Genomic DNA, 16,649 nt, shown 5'->3' on the forward strand with positions numbered 1-16,649 from the left:
CGATCCTCGCAGGTGGCCGTACCGCGCTACGCCGGGGGTCGGCTCCGGGTCATCGCGGCGCGCAGGTCTTCGCGCCTGAGCACCCCCGCGGGCCTGCCCTCGTCGTCCACCACGAGGAACTGCCAAGCGGCCGTTTCCCGGACCCGCTCGGCGATCTCCTCCCCCGACTCCGACGAAAGCAGCACGGTGTCGGCGCGGATCGGCTCGGCGGCCATCTCCGCGGGCGCGTGCGGCGACGTCCCGGCGAGCTGCGCGGCGGCTGTCTCGTCGAGCAGGCCCGCCGCGACGCCGTCGGCACGCACCAGGACCACCCCGCGGCCCGCCGAAGCGGCCAGCGCGTCCGAGACGGGGCTTTCCGCGGGCAACTGGAGGACGGGACGGACGAGTTCGCTCAGCCGCACGCCTTCCGGCCATCCCCGGCGGGTTTCGGCGGCGAGTTCGCTTCGGGCGCCGAGGACCACGAACCACGCCGTCACGACGCAGACGCCGAGCCGGAGCCAGCGGTCCTCACTGCCCGCCGCCAAGCCCCACAGCGCCCAGACGACCAGTCCGGCGGCGACGATCCCGCCACCGACGACCGCCGCCCGCGTGCCCTTCTCACGGCGGCCGGTCGCCGCCCAGACCCCGGCGCGGACCAGGCGGCCGCCGTCGAGCGGAAGGCCGGGAAGGAGGTTGAAGATCCCGACGGCGAAGTTCGCGACGGCGCATTCGGCGATCAGCAGCCACGCCGCGCTTTCCGAGGGAACGGCGAACATGAGCAGACCGCAGAAACCGCCGAGCAGCAGGGAAACGATCGGTCCCGCGGCGGCGACGAGCCCTTCCTGTCTCGGCTCGCGGGGGGTCCTGGCGACCTCGGAGAGACCACCGAGCAGGAACAGCCGCAGGCGCCGGACCGGGATGCCGAGCCGCAGCGCGACCAGGCAGTGCCCGAGTTCGTGCGCGAGCACCGAGAGGCCGAGAAGGACCGCGAACGCGGCCGCCAGGAGCCAGGAGGTCAGCGTCGTCGCGCCGGGCAGGATCCGGCCGACCAGTGGCGTGTAAAGCACCACGATGATCAGGGAGCCGATCCACCACGAAGGGGCCAGCAGCACGGGGATCCCGGAGACCCGGAACAGCAGGAGCCCACCCTCCGGTGCCACGCCTCGTCGAGGCGGGCCCTGCTCACCCGTCACCGCCATGTGTCAGAGCGTAGATGCCCGGATGTGGGCTACCCGTAACCCGCCCTTCCCGTCCGGGTGGTGTCGGTCATGCCACTCCGGTGCGTCGCGGTCCCGGAACTGTCGGTACCCGGCGATACGCTCACCCCATGCCCGACACCGACACGGTCACCGCCGATCCGCCGCCCGGCGCCGAAGTCCCGCGCCGTCGGCCGGCCCTGTCCCCGTCGCGTGCCAGCGACTTCAAGCAGTGCCCGCTGCTCTACCGCTTCCGCGCGGTCGACAGACTGCCCGAGATCCCGACGAAGGCCCAGCTGCGCGGCACGCTGGTGCATTCCGTGCTGGAGCGCCTGTTCTCCCTTCCCCAGGCCGATCGCACCCCGCCGCAGGCCAAGGAGCTGCTCGCGCCGGCGTGGGAGGACCTGTCCACGGAACGTCCGGAATGGATCGAGCTGTTCGACCAGGACGACCCCGAAGCCGTCACCTCGTGGCTCTCGTCGGCCGAGCAGCTCGTCGACACCTACTTCGGCCTGGAAGATCCGCGTCGTCTGGAGCCGGAGGCGTGCGAGCTGCACGTCGAGATCGAGCTCGGCTCCGGGGTGTTGCTCCGGGGCTACGTCGACAGGCTGGACGTCGCGCCGACCGGCGAGATCCGGGTCGTCGACTACAAGACCGGCGCCGCGCCCCGCGAGATCGGCGAGGCCAAGGCGATGTTCCAGATGAAGTTCTACGCCGTGGTCCTGTGGCGGCTTCGCGGCGTCGTGCCGCGTCAGCTGAAACTGATGTACCTCACCGACGGGCAATCCCTGGCCTACACGCCGGACGAGGGCGAGCTGATCCGCTTCGAGCGCACGCTGGAGGCGATCTGGCAGGCGATCCTCAAAGCGGGCAAGACCGGCGATTTCCGCCCCAATCCGAGCAAACTCTGCGCGTGGTGCGATCACCAGGCGCTCTGCCCGCAGTACGGCGGCACTCCTCCGCCGTATCCCGGCTGGCCGGAGCCTGATCCCGGGGAAGAGTCCGTATTGGACCGTGCGGACTAGGCCGTGCCGTCAGGGCCCGCAGACCACGGTTCTTTCGTTCCTGGGGCAAAGTCCGGGTGCCCTCCAGGACACCGGGATGCCGGACTCCGCGCATGCCTCGTGAATGGCGGCCGCGCCCGGACTCACCGGACACGGCCTAGAGTGCCCTTGTGACAGAAGCCTTCTACGTGCCGTCGGGTGACGGCGTCTACCTCCCGACCCCGCACACCGCCGGCCCTTGGACCCCCGATGCGCAGCACTTCGGGCCGCCATCGGCGTTGCTGGTGCGAGCACTCGAAGAGGTCGAGGCGCCGCACGCAAGTCAGCTGGCGAGGGTGACGGTCGAGATCCTCGGGCCCGCGCCGCTGAAGGAGCTTTCGGTGCGGGCGTGGGTGGAGCGGCCGGGCCGGTCGGTCGAGTGGCTGGTGGCGGAGCTCGCCCACGGCGAGCGGGTCGTCGCCCGTGCGTCGGCCTGGCGCATCGCGACCTCGGACACCACGGCGGTCGCCACCGCGGAAGGTCCGGTGCTGCCTTCGCCCGACGGGTTGCCGACGTCCTCTTGGCCGGAGGGCTGGCACGGCGGCTACCTCGACGCCGTCGAGTGGCGGCGCGTCAAGGGCGCGCTGGACGCGGCGGGACCGGCGACCGTCTGGGGCCGCCAGCGCGTCGCCCTCGTCGACGGGGAGAAGCCGAGCCCGCTGCAGCGGCTGTTCGTTCTCGCGGACTCCGGAAACGGGATCTCGAACTTCCTGGACCCGCGGGACTGGTGGTTCATCAACTCGGAGCTGACGGTGCACCTCCGCCGCCCGCCGCTGGGCGACTGGATCGGCGTCGACGCGGCCACCCTGGTCGGCCCGAACGGCATCGGGACGGCGACCACCACGCTGCACGACGCCTCGGGCCCGATCGCCTCCGGAGCACAGGCCCTCCTGGTGCGGCCACGACAGGCGGGCTGATAGACGCGCTTTCTCGGCGGGTTTCCAATAGCCTTCCCGGAACAACAGACACAGGGAGCGCTTCGGCATGCAGATCACCTCGGTGGTCAACCAGAAAGGCGGGGTCGGCAAGACCTCACTCAGCGTGGGCGCGGCGGCCGCACTGGCCGAACGCGGCCGCCGGGTGCTGCTGATCGACCTCGACCCACAGGGCCACGCGACCACCGAACTCCTCGGGCTGGACGAGGTGGCGCACGACATGCCCAGCCTCGCGAAAGCCCTGACCAAGGTGTGGAAGGGGCCGATCGAGGAACTCGCCGTGCGGCATCCGCGCAGCAACCTCGGCCGGGGCGGCGCGTTCGACGTCATCCCGACCTCGCCGGGCATGTTCGACCTGATCCGGCGGCTGGACCAGTTCCGGGTACCGGGCTGGCAGCTGGCCAGGGTCATCCAGTTCGCCAACTACGACCACATCATCATCGACTGCCCGCCCGCGCTCGACGTCCTGACCAACAACGCGCTCGCCGCCTCACACGGGATCCTCGTGCCGGTGCAGCCGGACCGGACGAGTATCCGTGCCCTGCGCCTGCTTTCGGACCAGGTGCGTTACGTCGAACAGACCGTCGGCCGTCCGCCGATCGCCTACTACGGTCTCGTGCCCGGTCTGTACCGCCGCCCGATCTCGCACTACGCGGCCGCGGCTTTGCAGGAGTTGTACGCGTTCGGGATCCCGATGCTGTCGCACGTCCCGCTCGGCGTCGTGATGAACGAGGCCGCCGCGCACGGCGTGCCGGTGACGACCTACGCGCCGGAAACCCTGCAGGCGCTGTCGTTCCGGGAGATCGCGGAGACGCTGGACGGCTACCTGCAGAACCATCCGGCCGCGGCGATCGTGCCCGCCGACGAGGAGTTCGTCTTCGAGGACTTCATCACCGAGGTGTCGGTGACCCGCAGCGCGAAGGACAACGGGACGCGCAAGAAGCTCTACGACCTCATGCCCAAGAAACCCAACCGGCCCCGATAGCTTCCGCGCGTGAAGGCCCCCTTCCCTCGGCTGAGCCGAGGGAAGGGGGCCTTCACGCGCGTACCCGGTTTCAGAGGCGGCAGGCCCGGATGTCCGAAGCGAGGACGGCCTTGGCGCCGGTCTCGGCGAGTTCGTCCATGATCCGGTTGACCTCCTTGCGCGGCACCATCGCCCGCACGGCCACCCAGTCGTCGTGGGCCAGCGGCGCGACGGTCGGCGACTCGAGTCCCGGCGTGATCGCGATGGCCGCGTCGAGCAGCGAACGCGGGCAGTCGTAGTCCAGCATCATGTAGTGCTGGGCGAAGACGACTCCCTGCAGCCGCGCCTTCAGCTGGTCCTTCGGCCGGGTGTGCTCGGTTCCCGCCCGCTGCAGCAGAACCGCCTCCGACACGCAGATCGGATCGCCGAAGGCCACGAGGTTGTGCTGGCGCAGCGAACGTCCGGACTCGACGACGTCCGCGATGGCGTCGGCGACGCCGAGCTGGATCGAGATCTCGACGGCGCCGTCGAGGCGGATGACCTCCGCCTCCACCCCGTGCTGCTTCAGGTTCTCGCGCACGAGGCGCGGATACGACGTCGCGAGCCGCTTACCCTGCAGGTCTTCGGCCTTCCACTCCCGGCCCGCGGGTGCGGCGTACCGGAAGGTGGAACCGCCGAAGCCGAGGCCGAGGATCTCCTCGACCGGGGCGCCGGAGTCGAGCGCGAGGTCGCGGCCGGTGATGCCGAGATCCAGCTCGCCGGAGCCGACGTAGATCGCGATGTCCTTGGGACGCAAGAAGAAGAACTCGACCTCGTTGACGGTGTCCAGCACGGTCAGGTCGCGGGCCTCATGTCGCCTGCGGTAGCCGGCCTCTCCGAGCATCTCCGACGCGGCGGCGGCGAGGGCTCCCTTGTTCGGCACGGCGACACGCAGCATTGCTTCTCCTTGGTTCTCCGGACGCGAACGCGTCACAGGTACCGGTACACGTCCTCTGTCGACAGTCCTCGGCCGAGCATGAGCACCTGTACGCGGTACAGCAGCTGTGAGATCTCCTCGGCGAGCCTGTCGTCGGATTCGTGCTCGGCGGCGATCCACACCTCGCCCGCCTCTTCGAGCACCTTCTTGCCCTGCGCGTGCACTCCCGCGTCGAGCGCGGCGACGGTGCCGGAACCGTCGGGCCGCGTGCGGGCGCGGTCGGCAAGCTCGGCGAACAGCTCATCGAAGGTCTTCACAGTCTGGAGATCCTTCCATCCGCGCCCGCGCCGCGCTGCCCCGGGCCGGTGTGGTGCCGGTCGCGTCACACTTCAGAACAGCGCCGCGCCACCTCGCTCGAAGTCGAGCAGCTGCCGCTTCCGTTCGACGCCACCGCCGTAACCGGTGAGATCGCCGGTGGAACCGATCACCCGATGGCACGGCACGATGATGCTGATCGGGTTCTTCCCGTTCGCGAGGCCGACCGCACGCGAGGCGGTGGGCCTGCCGAGCCGGTCGGCGAGCTGCCCGTAGGAGACCGTCTCGCCATACGGGATCCCGAGCAGCCCTTCCCAGACCATCCGCTGGAACGGGGTGCCGCCGAAGCTCAGCGGAAGATCGAAATCCTTGCGCTGACCGGCGAAGTACTCCTTCAGCTGTTTCTCGGTGTCCACGAAGATCGGCGCGCCCGGGTCCGGATGGCCGAACGTCTCCTCGGCCGGGCGGTGGCGCTGCTGGACCATGTAGACCCCGCAGAGGCTTTCGCCGTCCGCGACCAGGGTCAGCTTGTCGTACGGGCTGTCGATGACGGTGTGCGTGCGCATGGCGCTCCTCGGCATTCAGGCGGCGGGCAGCCGGTTGATGGGGTGATCTCCGGTCGCCCAGAGGTGTTGGACGGCGTAGGCCCGCCACGGGCGCCACCGTTCGGCGTGCGCGGCGAAGGCGGCCGGGCCGAGCCCGAGGCCCTTCGCGGCGACCTTGACGCCGAGGTCGGTCGGCAGGAAGGCGTCCGGATCGCCGAGCGAGCGCATAGCGATGCTCTCGACGGTCCACGGGCCGAAGCCGGGCAACGCGTGCAGCCGCTCGCGGGCCCGTTGCCAGTCGCTTCCCGCGCCGAGGTCGAGGTCGCCTTCGTTCAGCTCGGCCACAAGACCGAGCAGGGTCCGCTTGCGGCTCTGTGGCATCGCGAGGCTTTCCGGATCGATGTCCGCGAGCGCGGCGGCGTCCGGGAAGACGTGCGTGAGGCCGCCGTCCGGGTCGTCGATGGCGGCACCGTGCGCGAGGACCAGCCGGGCGGCGTGCGTGCGGGCCGCGGCGGTGGACACCTGCTGCCCCAGGACGGCGCGGACGGCGAACTCGTCGCCGTCGACGGTCCTCGGCACCCGCCTGCCCGGCGCGGTGGCCACGAGGGGCGCGAGCAGCGGGTCCGCCGCCAGCGCTTCGTCGACCGCGACCGGATCGGCGTCGAGGTCGAGCAGGCGGCGGCAACGGCTGATCGCGGTCGAAAGGTCCCGCAGGTCCGACAGGGTGAGCCGGCACCCGATGTAGCCGTCTTCCGGCTTGAGGGCGACGACGGCGGGGCCGTGCGGGAGCCGCAGGGTGCGGCGGTAGGCGCCGTCGCGCCATTCTTCGACGCCGGGGACACCCGTCGCGACGAGATGCCCGAAGAGGTTGTCCGGGAACAACGGCTTCCGGTACGGCAGGCGCAGGTTCAGCGTCCCGGGGGCGGTGGCAGGCGCGCTCCGGACACGGGCCCGCAGTTCCGTCGGGGACAGCGCGAAGACCTCGCGGACGGTGTCGTTGAAGGTCCGGACGCTGCCGAACCCCGCGGCGAGGGCGACGTCGATCATCGACAGCCCGGTGGTCTCGATCAGCAGCCGCGCCGTCTGCGCCCGCTGGGCGCGGGCGAGGCTGAGCGGGCCCGCGCCAAGTTCGGCGCGCACATGCCGCTCCACCTGCCGGACGCTGTAGCCCAGCCGGGCGGCCAGCCCGCGCACGCCGTCAGTGTCGACGACGCCGTCGGCGATCAGCCGCATCGCCCTGGCCACCAGGTCCGCGCGCTCGTTCCACTGCGGCGAACCCGGGCTCGCGTCCGGACGGCACCGCTTGCAGGCGCGGAACCCTGCCTCCTGCGCGGCCGCCGCGCTCGGATAGAACGTCATGTTCTCCGGTTTGGGCGGGACGACCGGGCAGCTCGCCCGGCAGTAGATCCGCGTCGTCAGGACCGCGGTGAAGAACCAGCCGTCGAACCGGGCGTCGTTCGACTGGACCGCCCGGACGCAGCGCTCGAAATCCTCATGCACCCGGCAAGCATCACCGACCGCACCGGGCGGGGTCTAGCGGAAATGCGACATGGCGGTCAGGGCAGGAGCGCGGTCAGGGCCGCCACGTCGAGACCCACCAGCGACGAGCGGAACACGCGCCGCTCACCCGGTTCGACGTCGACGTCGTTCGGGATCACCACCACCGTGCAGCCCGCGGCGGCCGCGGAAGCCGCGCCCGGCGGTGAATCCTCGATCGCGACGCACCGGGAAGCCGGGACTCCCAGCAGCTCCGCGGCCAGCTGGTACGGCCTGGCGTTCGGCTTGTTCAGACCATCGACCTCGTCACCGCAGACCGTGGCGGCGAAGTACTCGCGGCCGATGGTGTTGAGCGCGAGTTCGGTCAGCGAGCGTTCGGTGGAGGTGACCAGCGCCATCGGGACCCCGTTGGCGCGCAACAGTTCGAGTAGCTCCTGAGCCCCGGGGCGCCACGGGAGCGGGCCGTCGAACAGGTTGGCCGTGCGGCGGCGGATCCAGACCCCCATCTCCGCGATCGACTCGGGCGTCACGGGCTTGGCGCACACTTCGAGGAGGAACGCGGCCGTGTCGTCCATATTGGACCCGACGAGACTCAGGCGCTGCTCCTCGGTCAGGGTGCCGCCGAGGCTCTCGACGGCCTCGTAGAGCGCGACGTCCCACAGCTTCTCCGAGTCGACCAGCGTGCCGTCCATATCCCACAGCACGGCGGCGAGTCCGTCCAGTGTGGACGGTTCGGTCACGGTTCCCCCTCACGTTCGGATGGGCCTTCTCCGACCCACGGTAGCCGAGACGGATTCACGTCGGCGGCGAGGTCGTTGCCCGAAATGTCGCGTTGAGTCGGCTCCGTGCGGTTCGCCCCGGCGAAACGCCACCGGACATGCCCAACGCCACATGGCCGCCTGGTCGTAGGCTGGTCCGGTGAGTGAGCCCGTCGACGAGACCCAGCGGCCCGGCCGCGACCACCCGGATGACAACAAGCCGATCATGATCGTCGCCTTCGAAGGATGGAACGACGCAGGTGACGCGGCCAGCCGGGCGGTCGAGCATCTCCAGCTCAACTGGGATGCGACCCCGCTGAGCGAGCTGAGTCCTGACGAGTACTACGACTTCCAGGTCAGCAGACCGACCGTGCGCATGGTGGACGGCGTCACCCGAAGGGTCGACTGGCCGACCACCCGGCTCTCGGTGTGCCGCCCGGAGGGCTTCAGCCGGGACATCGTGCTGGTCCAGGGGCCCGAGCCCAACATGCGCTGGCGGGCCTTCTGCGCCGAACTGCTGGAGCACATCCAGCAGCTGGAAGTCGCCACGGTCGTCACCCTCGGCGCGCTACTGGCCGACACCGCGCACACCCGCCCCGTCCCGGTCACCGGGACTGCGTACGACAAGGACACCGCTTCGCAGTTCGGCCTGGAGCTGAACAACTACCAGGGGCCGACCGGCATCGTCGGGGTCCTGCAGGACTACTGCGTGCAGGCGGGTGTCCCGGCGGTGTCGATCTGGGCCGCCGTCCCGCACTACGTCTCGCATCCGCCGTCGCCCAAGGCCACGCTGGCGCTGCTGCACAAGCTCGAAGACGTCCTCGACGTCGAGATCCCGCTCGGCGCCCTGCCCGAGCAGGCCGAGGAGTGGCAGCGGACGGTCACCGAGATGGCCGAGGAGGACGAAGAGATCAGCGAGTACGTCCGGGGGCTCGAGGAGCGCGGCGACGCGGAGACCGAGTTCACGCTGGACGACGTGAGCGGGGACAAGATCGCGGCCGAGTTCGAGCGGTACCTGCGGCGTCGGCGTCCCGGCCAGGACGGTCCCGGCCGCGGCTGAGCCGGCCCGAAGTCCGTGAAGGCCTCCTTGAGGGACTCTGGGTCTCTCAAGGAGGCCTTCACGTACTGGGACCACAAGGTTTGCGGCGTGCGTCAAGGCGTAACTCGCGTGATCAGGCGCGTAACTCGCGTGTCTGGAAGCGACACTCGCGAGTTACGCCGCTGATCACGCGAGTTACGCCGCTGATCACGCGAGTTACGCCTTCAAGCACGCGAGTGCGGCGCCACCGCACGTCTCGTGAGTGGTTAGGACGGTTCTAACCGTCCTAGCCACTCACGAGCGTCAGAAGATGCGCCGCAGCGGGATCGGCCCTCGCGACCGCTTCCGCCACTCACGCGGATAGCCGAGCGAAACCTCCTCGAAGCGCACCCCGTCCGCCTCCGTGGAGCGAGGGATGTGCAGGTGGCCGTAGACGGCGACCTCCGCCCGGAAGCGCCGGTGCCAGTCCTCGGTCTCCGTCGTCCCGCACCACAGCGCGAACTCCGGGTAGTACAGCGGCTCGGTCGGGTGCCGGTGCAACGGCCAGTGCGACATGAGGATCGTCCCGTGGTCCTCGGGGATCGCCTCCAGCCGTTCCGTGCTGATCTTCACCCGGTCGGCGCACCACGCCTGCCTGCTGGGATACGGGTCCGGGTGCAGGAAGAACTCGTCCGTGCAGAGGACACCGGCCTCCCGCGCCTGCTCGATGGCCGCCAGCATCGGCAGGCCGTCGGCCGCGGGGGTGCGCCAGCTGTAGTCGTACAGCACGAACAGCGGGGCGATCGTCAGCGGCTTCTCCTGGTGTTCCCACACCGGGTACGGGTCCTCCGGGGTGAGGACGTCGATCTCGCGGCAGCGCTCGACCAAGTGCTCGTAGCGAGCCTGTCCTCGCAGCTGACATTCATCCTTCTGGGTGGTCCACAGCTCGTGGTTTCCGGGCACCCAGACGACCTTCGCGAAACGTTCGCGCAAGGTCCTGAGCACCCCGATCACGGATTCGGCGCGTTCGGCGACGTCACCGGCCACGAGCAGCCAGTCGTCGGGGGTCCGGGGGACGACCTCGTCGACGAGCGGGGCGTTGCCCTCATGGGTGACGTGGAGGTCGCTGGTGGCGAAGAGATGCGGCACTCCACCACCGTAGCTTCACCCGGACCGGGGAACCGCCGGAATCGCGTCACGGCGCCGCCTGCCTGACGCCGACACGCCCAGCACGACCAACGCCGAGACGGTGTGCAGACCCGCCTGGACGTTCAGCAGGACACCGGTGCCCAGCACGTCGAGCAGGACGCCCGTCAGCAGAGCGCCCAGCGCGGTGAACCCCGCCGTCCCGGCGAAGACCGTGCTCAGGACGCGGCCGGAGCGTTCGGGGGACGCGGCGGTCTGGACCAGCGACAGCAGACCGGAGCCCGCAAGCACTCCGGGCGCGCCGACCAGGCCGAAGAGTCCGATGAAGACACCTAACGATGCGGTCAACGCGGGCAGGTTCCAGATCAAGGCCGACAGCAGGCCCAGCGCCAGACCGCCCCAGCCGAGCAGAGCGGGAGGCGCGACCTTGCGGGCGACGGTGGCGACGGCGAACCCCGCGGCCAGCCCGCCGAGCGCCTGCACGCCGCGCAGCAGGCCGACGTCGCCTTCGGTGCCGTCGAGGATGTCGAGCACGAAGACCACGAACAGCACCAAGAACATCCCCTGCGCCAGGGACGTCAGCACCACGACGACACCGGCGAGCCGCAGGCGCCCTTCACGGCCGATCTCGCGCAGGCCGTCGATCCAGGCTCGCACCACCGGTTCGTGCGGTCCGGCCGGCTTCGGCGCGGCGACGCGCGGAAACGGGCGCGCCAGCAGGGCCGAGCCGATCACCAGCACGCCGAGATACGCGACCACGACCCAGCCCAGGCCGCCGAAGCCGAGCAGGAGGCCACCCGCCCAGCCTCCGGCGAGACGGGCGACGCTGCCGTTGATGCTCATCAGGCCGTTGGCGCCGATCAAGTCGCCGGGAGCGACCAGCTCGGGCACGAGCGCGTTGCGGGCGGGTTCGAACAACGAGGCCAGGCCCGCCTGCGCGGCCATCACCCCATAGATCACGAAGACCGGGCCGCCGGACGCGACGAACAGCAGCGGCAGCGCCACGAACGCCTGCCCCGCGCACACCACGCACAGCACCAGCCGCCGGTTCCAGCGGTCCGCGATCACGCCGGCGACCGGGCTCAGCAGCACCGCGGGCACCAGGCCGAGGACGATGCTCAACGCCGTGGTGGCCGCCGAACCGGTCGCCTGGAAGACGAACACCGGCAACGCGATCTGCAGCATCCACTCGGCGGTCTCGGAGAAGAAGCTGGCGATCCACAACCGCGCGAAAGCGGGTTCTCTCAACGGTTTCATCTGCTCGGCTTCCCCTCGGCGTCGATGCGAAGGAAAGCCCGCAGTCCCAAGTGGACCGGAAGAGCCTCCGCTGGAGCGTCTTCACGGATCGCACCGACGTAGGGCCGCACGAGCGCGTCGATCTCCCGCACCAGCTCGTCCAGCTCCGTCGCGGTGACCCGCAGCGAGTAGTTGCTGATCCCCGACGCGTCCCGCCACTCCTTGCCGAGCCGGTCGGCGGCGTCGAGATAGCGCTCGGTCAGCTCCTTTTCCCGCGCGAGGGTGGTGCCGACGACCGCCAGCTGCGTCCCTTGCAGCTCCGGGTCGTCGCCGAACTCGATGCCGACCTGGCACGCCCGCCACGGCCGCTCGCGTCCGTCCTCCCCGTCGACCCGCTCCACGAGACCGTGTCGCGCCAGCTGACGGAGATGCCAGCTGCAGTTCGAAGCCGTCGAGCCGACGGCCGCCGCGCACTCGCTCGCGGTCCGCGGACCGACCGCCATCAGGTGGTCCACCAGCGCCGAACGCAGCGGATGCGCCAGCGCCCGCATCAGCTCGACGTCTTCGATCCGCTTGCGCGGCGGCAACCCGGTCATCGCCCGATCCAATCTGAAAGGACTCTTTCGAAAGTTCCCTTTCAGATTCACAGATGGCCGTCCGGATGTCAAGCGAGCCTCGATACCCTTGCCGAAGCAGTTGCTGCACAGCGCAGCAGCTGCTCAATTCAACCACTGACCTAGGAAGCGCATGCCTGACCAGCGAGAACTCGCCACCGCGGCGGCCTTGGAGATCCCCCGGTTCGTCAGCGCGACCGTGCTGTTCCAGACGGCCATGGCGGAGCGGCTCGGGATCAGCGCCACCGAACTGCACGGGCTCCAGCTGGTGATCAGCGGCGCCGCGACCTCGCCGACCGGGCTGGCGCGGGCGCTCGGCATGACCACCGGCGCGGTCACCCGGATGCTCGACCGCATGGAGGAACAGCGTCTGGTCGAGCGCGTCCCCGATCCCGCCGACCGGCGGCGTCTCGCGATCCGCCCGCTCCCCGACCGGCTGGCGGAGGTCGCCGACCTCTACTCCCCCATGGCCCGCTTCTTCGGCGACCGCCTCGGCAGGCTCGACCGCCGTCAGCTCGCCGCGCTTCTCGGCGTCATGACCGACGGGCGCGCGTTCGCCGAACAGGAGGCCGCGCGCCTGCGGTCCGAAAAGGGGGTTGACTAACGCTACATAGGTTGCGTTAGACTGCTCGCATCATGGACAACTGACATCACGCCTTCCCCGCTCCGAGGCGGCTTCGGTCGAGCACCGCTCCCGTAAGCCATGAGGCCCGGCGGGGTTCCCTCATGTCCGAGAAGCGCGGTGATGTCGTATGTCTCTTTCCCTGATCGCCAAGGACCTGGTCCACTCCTACGGTGCCCGCGTCGTCCTCGACGGCATCGACCTGACGGCTTCGGCCGGACAGCGGCTCGGCCTGGTCGGCGAGAACGGCGTCGGCAAGTCCACGCTCCTGCGCCTGCTGGCCGGGGTGGAAGAGCCGCACGGCGGCGAGGTGCTGCGCGGCGACGACGTCGGATTCCTCTTGCAGGAGCTGCCTTTCGCGCTCACCGCGCGGTTCTCCGACGTCATCGACGACGCGCTCGCCGAGATCCGGCAGGCGGCGGCGAGGCTCGACGAACTGACCGCGGCGCTCACGGATCGCCCCGACGACGAAGCCGCGCTCGACGAGTACGGCACCGTCCTCGAATGGGCCCAGGCACATGACCTGTGGGACGCCGACCGGCGGGCCGAGGTCGTGTGCGCGGGCCTCGGGCTCGCCGGGATCGACCCGGCGCGCGAACTGGGCACGCTGTCCGGCGGGCAACGGTCGAGGCTCGGCCTCGCGGCACTGCTGATCCGCCGGCCGGGCACGCTCATCCTGGACGAGCCGACGAACCATCTCGACGACGCCGCGATGGAGTTCCTGGAGCGGCATCTCGCGTCGCTGACCGGGGTTCTCGTGCTGTCGTCGCACGATCGCGTGTTCCTCGACGCGGTGTGCACCGACATCGTCGACCTCGACCCGGCTCTGGGCGGCCCGACCCGGTACGGCGGCACGTATTCCGACTACCTGGACCAGAAACGGGCCGAACGGGCGCGCTGGGAACAGCGCTACGCCACCGAACAGGACGAGCTCAAGGAACTGCGTGAATCGGTGGCCGTCACCGCGCGCAACGTCGCGCACGACCGGCCGCAGCGCGACAACGCCAAGATGCTCTACGACTTCAAGACCGGGAGGGTGCAGAAACAGATCTCGCGCCGCGTCCGCAACGCCCAGCTCCGGCTGGCCGAACTGGAACGCGATCAGGTGCGGAAACCGCCCGCGCCGCTGCGGTTCCAAGGCGGCCTGACCGGCGAGCCAGGAGAGGGCAAGACGGCGATCTCGGTACGGAACATCGAGATCGCCGGGCGGTTGCGACTGGCGACACTGGACGTCACCACGACGTCGAGGCTCCTGATCACCGGCGGGAACGGCGCCGGGAAGTCGACGCTGCTGTCCGTCCTCGCCGGCTCGCTGACGCCCGACTCCGGCACCGTCCTTTCCGGACGCGGAGTGCGGATCGGCATGCTGGCCCAGGACGTCGCGTTCGCCGAACCGGAGAAGACCGCGCAGCGGACCTACGCCGAAGCCCTCGGCGAGGACGCTCCCCCGTTGCGCGGCCTGGGTTTGCTGGCTCCGCGCGATCTCGGGACCCGCGTCGGCGCGTTGTCGGTCGGGCAGCGGCGGCGGCTCGCGCTGGCGTTGCTGATCGCCGACCCGCCGGAGGTGCTCCTGCTGGACGAGCCGACGAACCACATCTCGCTCACGTTGGCCGAGGAGTTGTTCGCCGCGCTCGATTCCGCGCCGGGTGCCGTCGTCATCGCTTCGCACGATCGGTGGCTGCGGCGTGATTGGGCGGGCGACCATCTCCGGCTGGAAGCCGGACGCGTCGCCGTGTAGGGCGTTATACACACTGATGGGGCGGCGCTTCCCGCCCCATCAGTGTTCGTCAGAGCTCGATGCCGAGCAGCGCGTCGACCGCGTTCCGGATCAAGCCGGGCGCGGCCGGGTCGGTGCCGGAACGGTTGAGCGCCTGCTCCGCCCAGGCGTCGACGGCCGCGAGCGCCTTGGGCGTGTCGAGGTCGTCGGTGAGGTGGTCACGCAAGCGTGCGACCGTGTCCTCCGCCGCCGGGCCGGTGCCGAGGGACACGGCTTCGCGCCAGCGCGCGAGGCGTGCTTCGGCGTCCGTCTGCAGCTGCGCGGTCCACGGCCGGTCTTCGCGGTAGTGGCCGGCGAACAGCGCGAGCCGGATCACGCCGGGGTCGACCTTGTCGGCCCGCAGCCGCGAGACGAACACGAGGTTCCCGCGCGACTTCGACATCTTCTCGCCGTCGAGGCCGATCATCCCGGCGTGCACGTAGTGCCGCGCGAACGGCCTGTCCCCCGCGACGGCCTCCGCGTGCGCGGCGCTGTACTCGTGGTGCGGGAAGATCAGGTCCGAACCACCGCCCTGGACGTCGAAGCCGAGGCCGAGCCGGTTGACCGCGATCGCGCTGCACTCGATGTGCCAGCCCGGCCGTCCCGCGCCCAGTTCGGACTCCCACGACGGCTCACCCGGCCGCGCCATGCGCCACAGCAAGGCGTCGAGGGGGTGCCGCTTCCCGGGACGGTCCGGATCGCCGCCGCGTTCGGCGAAGAACTTCGCCATGGTCTCGGCGTCGTAGTTGGATTCCGAACCGAAGTGCCCGGTCGCGTTGTGCTCGAAGTAGATGTCCGGGTACTCCGCGTCGTCCGCGCGGTACGCGCTCCCGTTCGCCACCAGCTTGGCGATGACCTCGACGATCTCCGGGATGCTCTCGACCGCCCCGACGAACTGCCGCGGCGGCAGCACCCGCAACGCGGTCATGTCCTCGCGGAACAGCGCGGTCTCGCGCATGCCGAGGACGACCCAGTCGTCCTTGTCCCGCTCGGCGCGCTCCAGCAGGGGCTCGTCGATGTCCGTCACGTTCTGCACGTAGTGGACGTCGTGCCCGGCGTCCCGCCACAGGCGGTTCACCAGGTCGAATGTCAGGTACGTGGCGGCGTGCCCCAGATGGGTGGCGTCGTACGGCGTGATGCCGCAGACGTACATCCGGGCGGTCGACCCGGGCGCCGTGGGGCGGATCTGCCCCGTCGCCGTGTCGTGGAGCCGCAGCGGACGGGGGGTGCCGGGGATACGGGGCACGTCGACCGATGACCAAGTCTGCATACCCCGACTGTAAGCGGAGCCGCCACGCCGTTCCCGTCCGGTGGGAGAGCAACACGGCCGGAGTAATCGATTCGCTATCCCTCGACCCGTTCGGCGTTGGCGTGGACGGCGTCCCGGATGTACTCGCCGAGGCCCGGTCGCTGGTCCGGCTCACGCACCAGGAAGCCGAGCTGGACCGGCTCGGTCGCGTACAGCCTGGCGAGCTCCCGGTGCGTCGCGAGGTCGCAGTTCCCCATGAACGCCGAGAGCATCCGGCGGTGCTCCTCGGCGAGGTCCATCGCCTCGCGGCTGCCCGCGGGCGCGCCGGAGTCGAAGACGGCGAGCAGCCGCCGGACCCAGTCCTCCCGGACCTTCTCCGCCTCGATCCATTCCTGTTTGGTGCGCGGCACGGCCGCCGCCCGCCAGTGCGGGGTGTCACCCCATCGGCGGACGGCCTCCTCCGCGTAGCCCTCCGGCTCACGGAACTCGCCGAAGACCTCGAACCGCTCCTCCGGGGCCAGCGCGGCGCCGGCCTCCTTCGCCGCGATCACCCGCTCGACGGTCTCGGCCATCCGCGTCAGCTCACCGATCCGGTCGGCGAGCAGCGACCGCTGGCGCCGCAGGTGCTCCAGCGCGTCCACCGCCGGATCTCCGGTCATCTCCGCGATCGTGTCGAGGCCGAACCCGAGTTCGCGGTAGAACAGGACGCGCTGCAGGCGGTCGAGATCGTCGTCGCTGTAGCTCCGGTATCCCGCCGCCGTCCGCCCGCTCGGGCTCAGCAGCCCGATCTCGTCGTAGTGATGCAGCGTGCGCACGGTGACCCCCGACAGCGCCGCGACCTTTCCGACCGAGTACCCCAT

General features: G+C 70.4%; 17 protein-coding genes. 6 read left to right on the plus strand and 11 right to left on the minus strand.

Annotated features, from left to right (window positions below; all coding sequences use genetic code 11):
- Positions 1-26 precede the first annotated feature (26 nt).
- On the minus strand, positions 27-1,178 hold the full coding sequence (locus H4W30_RS20975) for a M50 family metallopeptidase (RefSeq protein WP_192744420.1): 1,152 nt from the start codon (positions 1,176-1,178) through the stop codon (positions 27-29).
- Positions 1,179-1,306: 128 nt separating this feature from the next.
- Between H4W30_RS20975 and H4W30_RS20980 the strand changes: the two genes are divergently transcribed.
- The 3 genes from H4W30_RS20980 (at position 1,307) to H4W30_RS20990 (ending at position 4,138) form a co-directional block, all read left to right on the plus strand.
- Positions 1,307-2,200 (plus strand): RecB family exonuclease, encoded by an 894-nt coding sequence (locus tag H4W30_RS20980; protein WP_192744421.1) that lies wholly within the window; start codon positions 1,307-1,309, stop codon positions 2,198-2,200.
- Between the two features lie 149 nt (positions 2,201-2,349).
- Entirely contained in the window at positions 2,350-3,135 is a 786-nt protein-coding gene (locus H4W30_RS20985; protein ID WP_192744422.1) for a thioesterase family protein, read from the plus strand.
- A gap of 67 nt (positions 3,136-3,202) precedes the next feature.
- Positions 3,203-4,138 carry a ParA family protein gene (locus H4W30_RS20990; protein WP_192744423.1) on the plus strand — a complete coding sequence of 312 codons (936 nt, stop codon included), beginning with the start codon at positions 3,203-3,205 and terminating at the stop codon, positions 4,136-4,138.
- 70 nt (positions 4,139-4,208) lie between these two features.
- Here the strand turns inward: H4W30_RS20990 and hisG are convergent, their stop codons facing one another.
- From hisG to H4W30_RS21015, 5 genes are all read right to left on the minus strand, one after another.
- Complete coding sequence (gene hisG, locus H4W30_RS20995) at positions 4,209-5,054, minus strand: ATP phosphoribosyltransferase (RefSeq protein ID WP_126732010.1); 846 nt, start codon at positions 5,052-5,054, stop codon at positions 4,209-4,211.
- Positions 5,055-5,086: 32 nt separating this feature from the next.
- Positions 5,087-5,350 carry a phosphoribosyl-ATP diphosphatase gene (locus tag H4W30_RS21000; RefSeq protein WP_034306611.1) on the minus strand — a complete coding sequence of 88 codons (264 nt, stop codon included), beginning with the start codon at positions 5,348-5,350 and terminating at the stop codon, positions 5,087-5,089.
- Positions 5,351-5,422: 72 nt separating this feature from the next.
- Positions 5,423-5,914 carry a methylated-DNA--[protein]-cysteine S-methyltransferase gene (locus H4W30_RS21005; RefSeq protein WP_192744424.1) on the minus strand — a complete coding sequence of 164 codons (492 nt, stop codon included), beginning with the start codon at positions 5,912-5,914 and terminating at the stop codon, positions 5,423-5,425.
- A gap of 15 nt (positions 5,915-5,929) precedes the next feature.
- Positions 5,930-7,393, minus strand: coding sequence for an AlkA N-terminal domain-containing protein (locus tag H4W30_RS21010; RefSeq protein WP_192744425.1), 1,464 nt, complete (start codon positions 7,391-7,393; stop codon positions 5,930-5,932).
- Positions 7,394-7,449: 56 nt separating this feature from the next.
- Entirely contained in the window at positions 7,450-8,130 is a 681-nt protein-coding gene (locus H4W30_RS21015) for an HAD family hydrolase (protein WP_192744426.1), read from the minus strand.
- A gap of 178 nt (positions 8,131-8,308) precedes the next feature.
- On the opposite strand from H4W30_RS21015, the gene H4W30_RS21020 reads away from it, so the two are divergent.
- Positions 8,309-9,208, plus strand: a complete 900-nt coding sequence (locus tag H4W30_RS21020; RefSeq protein ID WP_192744427.1) for a PAC2 family protein — start codon at positions 8,309-8,311, stop codon at positions 9,206-9,208.
- A 282-nt stretch (positions 9,209-9,490) separates the two neighbouring features.
- Here H4W30_RS21020 and H4W30_RS21025 read toward each other — a convergent pair whose 3' ends face one another.
- The 3 genes from H4W30_RS21025 to H4W30_RS21035 are packed head-to-tail and all read right to left on the minus strand — an operon-like array spanning position 9,491 to position 12,144.
- Positions 9,491-10,315 (minus strand): metallophosphoesterase family protein, encoded by an 825-nt coding sequence (locus H4W30_RS21025; protein WP_192744428.1) that lies wholly within the window; start codon positions 10,313-10,315, stop codon positions 9,491-9,493.
- A gap of 15 nt (positions 10,316-10,330) precedes the next feature.
- Complete coding sequence (locus H4W30_RS21030) at positions 10,331-11,569, minus strand: MFS transporter (RefSeq protein WP_192744429.1); 1,239 nt, start codon at positions 11,567-11,569, stop codon at positions 10,331-10,333.
- Entirely contained in the window at positions 11,566-12,144 is a 579-nt protein-coding gene (locus H4W30_RS21035; protein ID WP_192744430.1) for a winged helix-turn-helix domain-containing protein, read from the minus strand. The genes H4W30_RS21030 and H4W30_RS21035 overlap by 4 nt, the downstream gene beginning before the upstream one ends.
- A gap of 151 nt (positions 12,145-12,295) precedes the next feature.
- Here H4W30_RS21035 and H4W30_RS21040 point away from each other — a divergent pair, with 151 nt between their 5' ends.
- Both H4W30_RS21040 and H4W30_RS21045 read left to right on the plus strand, forming a co-directional pair.
- On the plus strand, positions 12,296-12,766 hold the full coding sequence (locus H4W30_RS21040; RefSeq protein WP_192744431.1) for a MarR family winged helix-turn-helix transcriptional regulator: 471 nt from the start codon (positions 12,296-12,298) through the stop codon (positions 12,764-12,766).
- A 148-nt stretch (positions 12,767-12,914) separates the two neighbouring features.
- Positions 12,915-14,522: an ABC-F family ATP-binding cassette domain-containing protein gene (locus H4W30_RS21045; protein ID WP_192744432.1), complete on the plus strand. Its 1,608-nt coding sequence runs from the start codon at positions 12,915-12,917 to the stop codon at positions 14,520-14,522.
- A gap of 49 nt (positions 14,523-14,571) precedes the next feature.
- Here H4W30_RS21045 and mshC read toward each other — a convergent pair whose 3' ends face one another.
- Together mshC and H4W30_RS21055 are read right to left on the minus strand one after the other, a co-directional pair.
- Complete coding sequence (gene mshC, locus H4W30_RS21050; protein WP_192744433.1) at positions 14,572-15,810, minus strand: cysteine--1-D-myo-inosityl 2-amino-2-deoxy-alpha-D-glucopyranoside ligase; 1,239 nt, start codon at positions 15,808-15,810, stop codon at positions 14,572-14,574.
- 74 nt (positions 15,811-15,884) lie between these two features.
- Positions 15,885-16,649 carry a MerR family transcriptional regulator gene (locus H4W30_RS21055; protein WP_192744434.1) on the minus strand — a complete coding sequence of 255 codons (765 nt, stop codon included), beginning with the start codon at positions 16,647-16,649 and terminating at the stop codon, positions 15,885-15,887.

Source organism: Amycolatopsis roodepoortensis (genome assembly GCF_014873915.1).
In the GTDB taxonomy this organism is placed as follows: domain Bacteria; phylum Actinomycetota; class Actinomycetes; order Mycobacteriales; family Pseudonocardiaceae; genus Amycolatopsis; species Amycolatopsis roodepoortensis.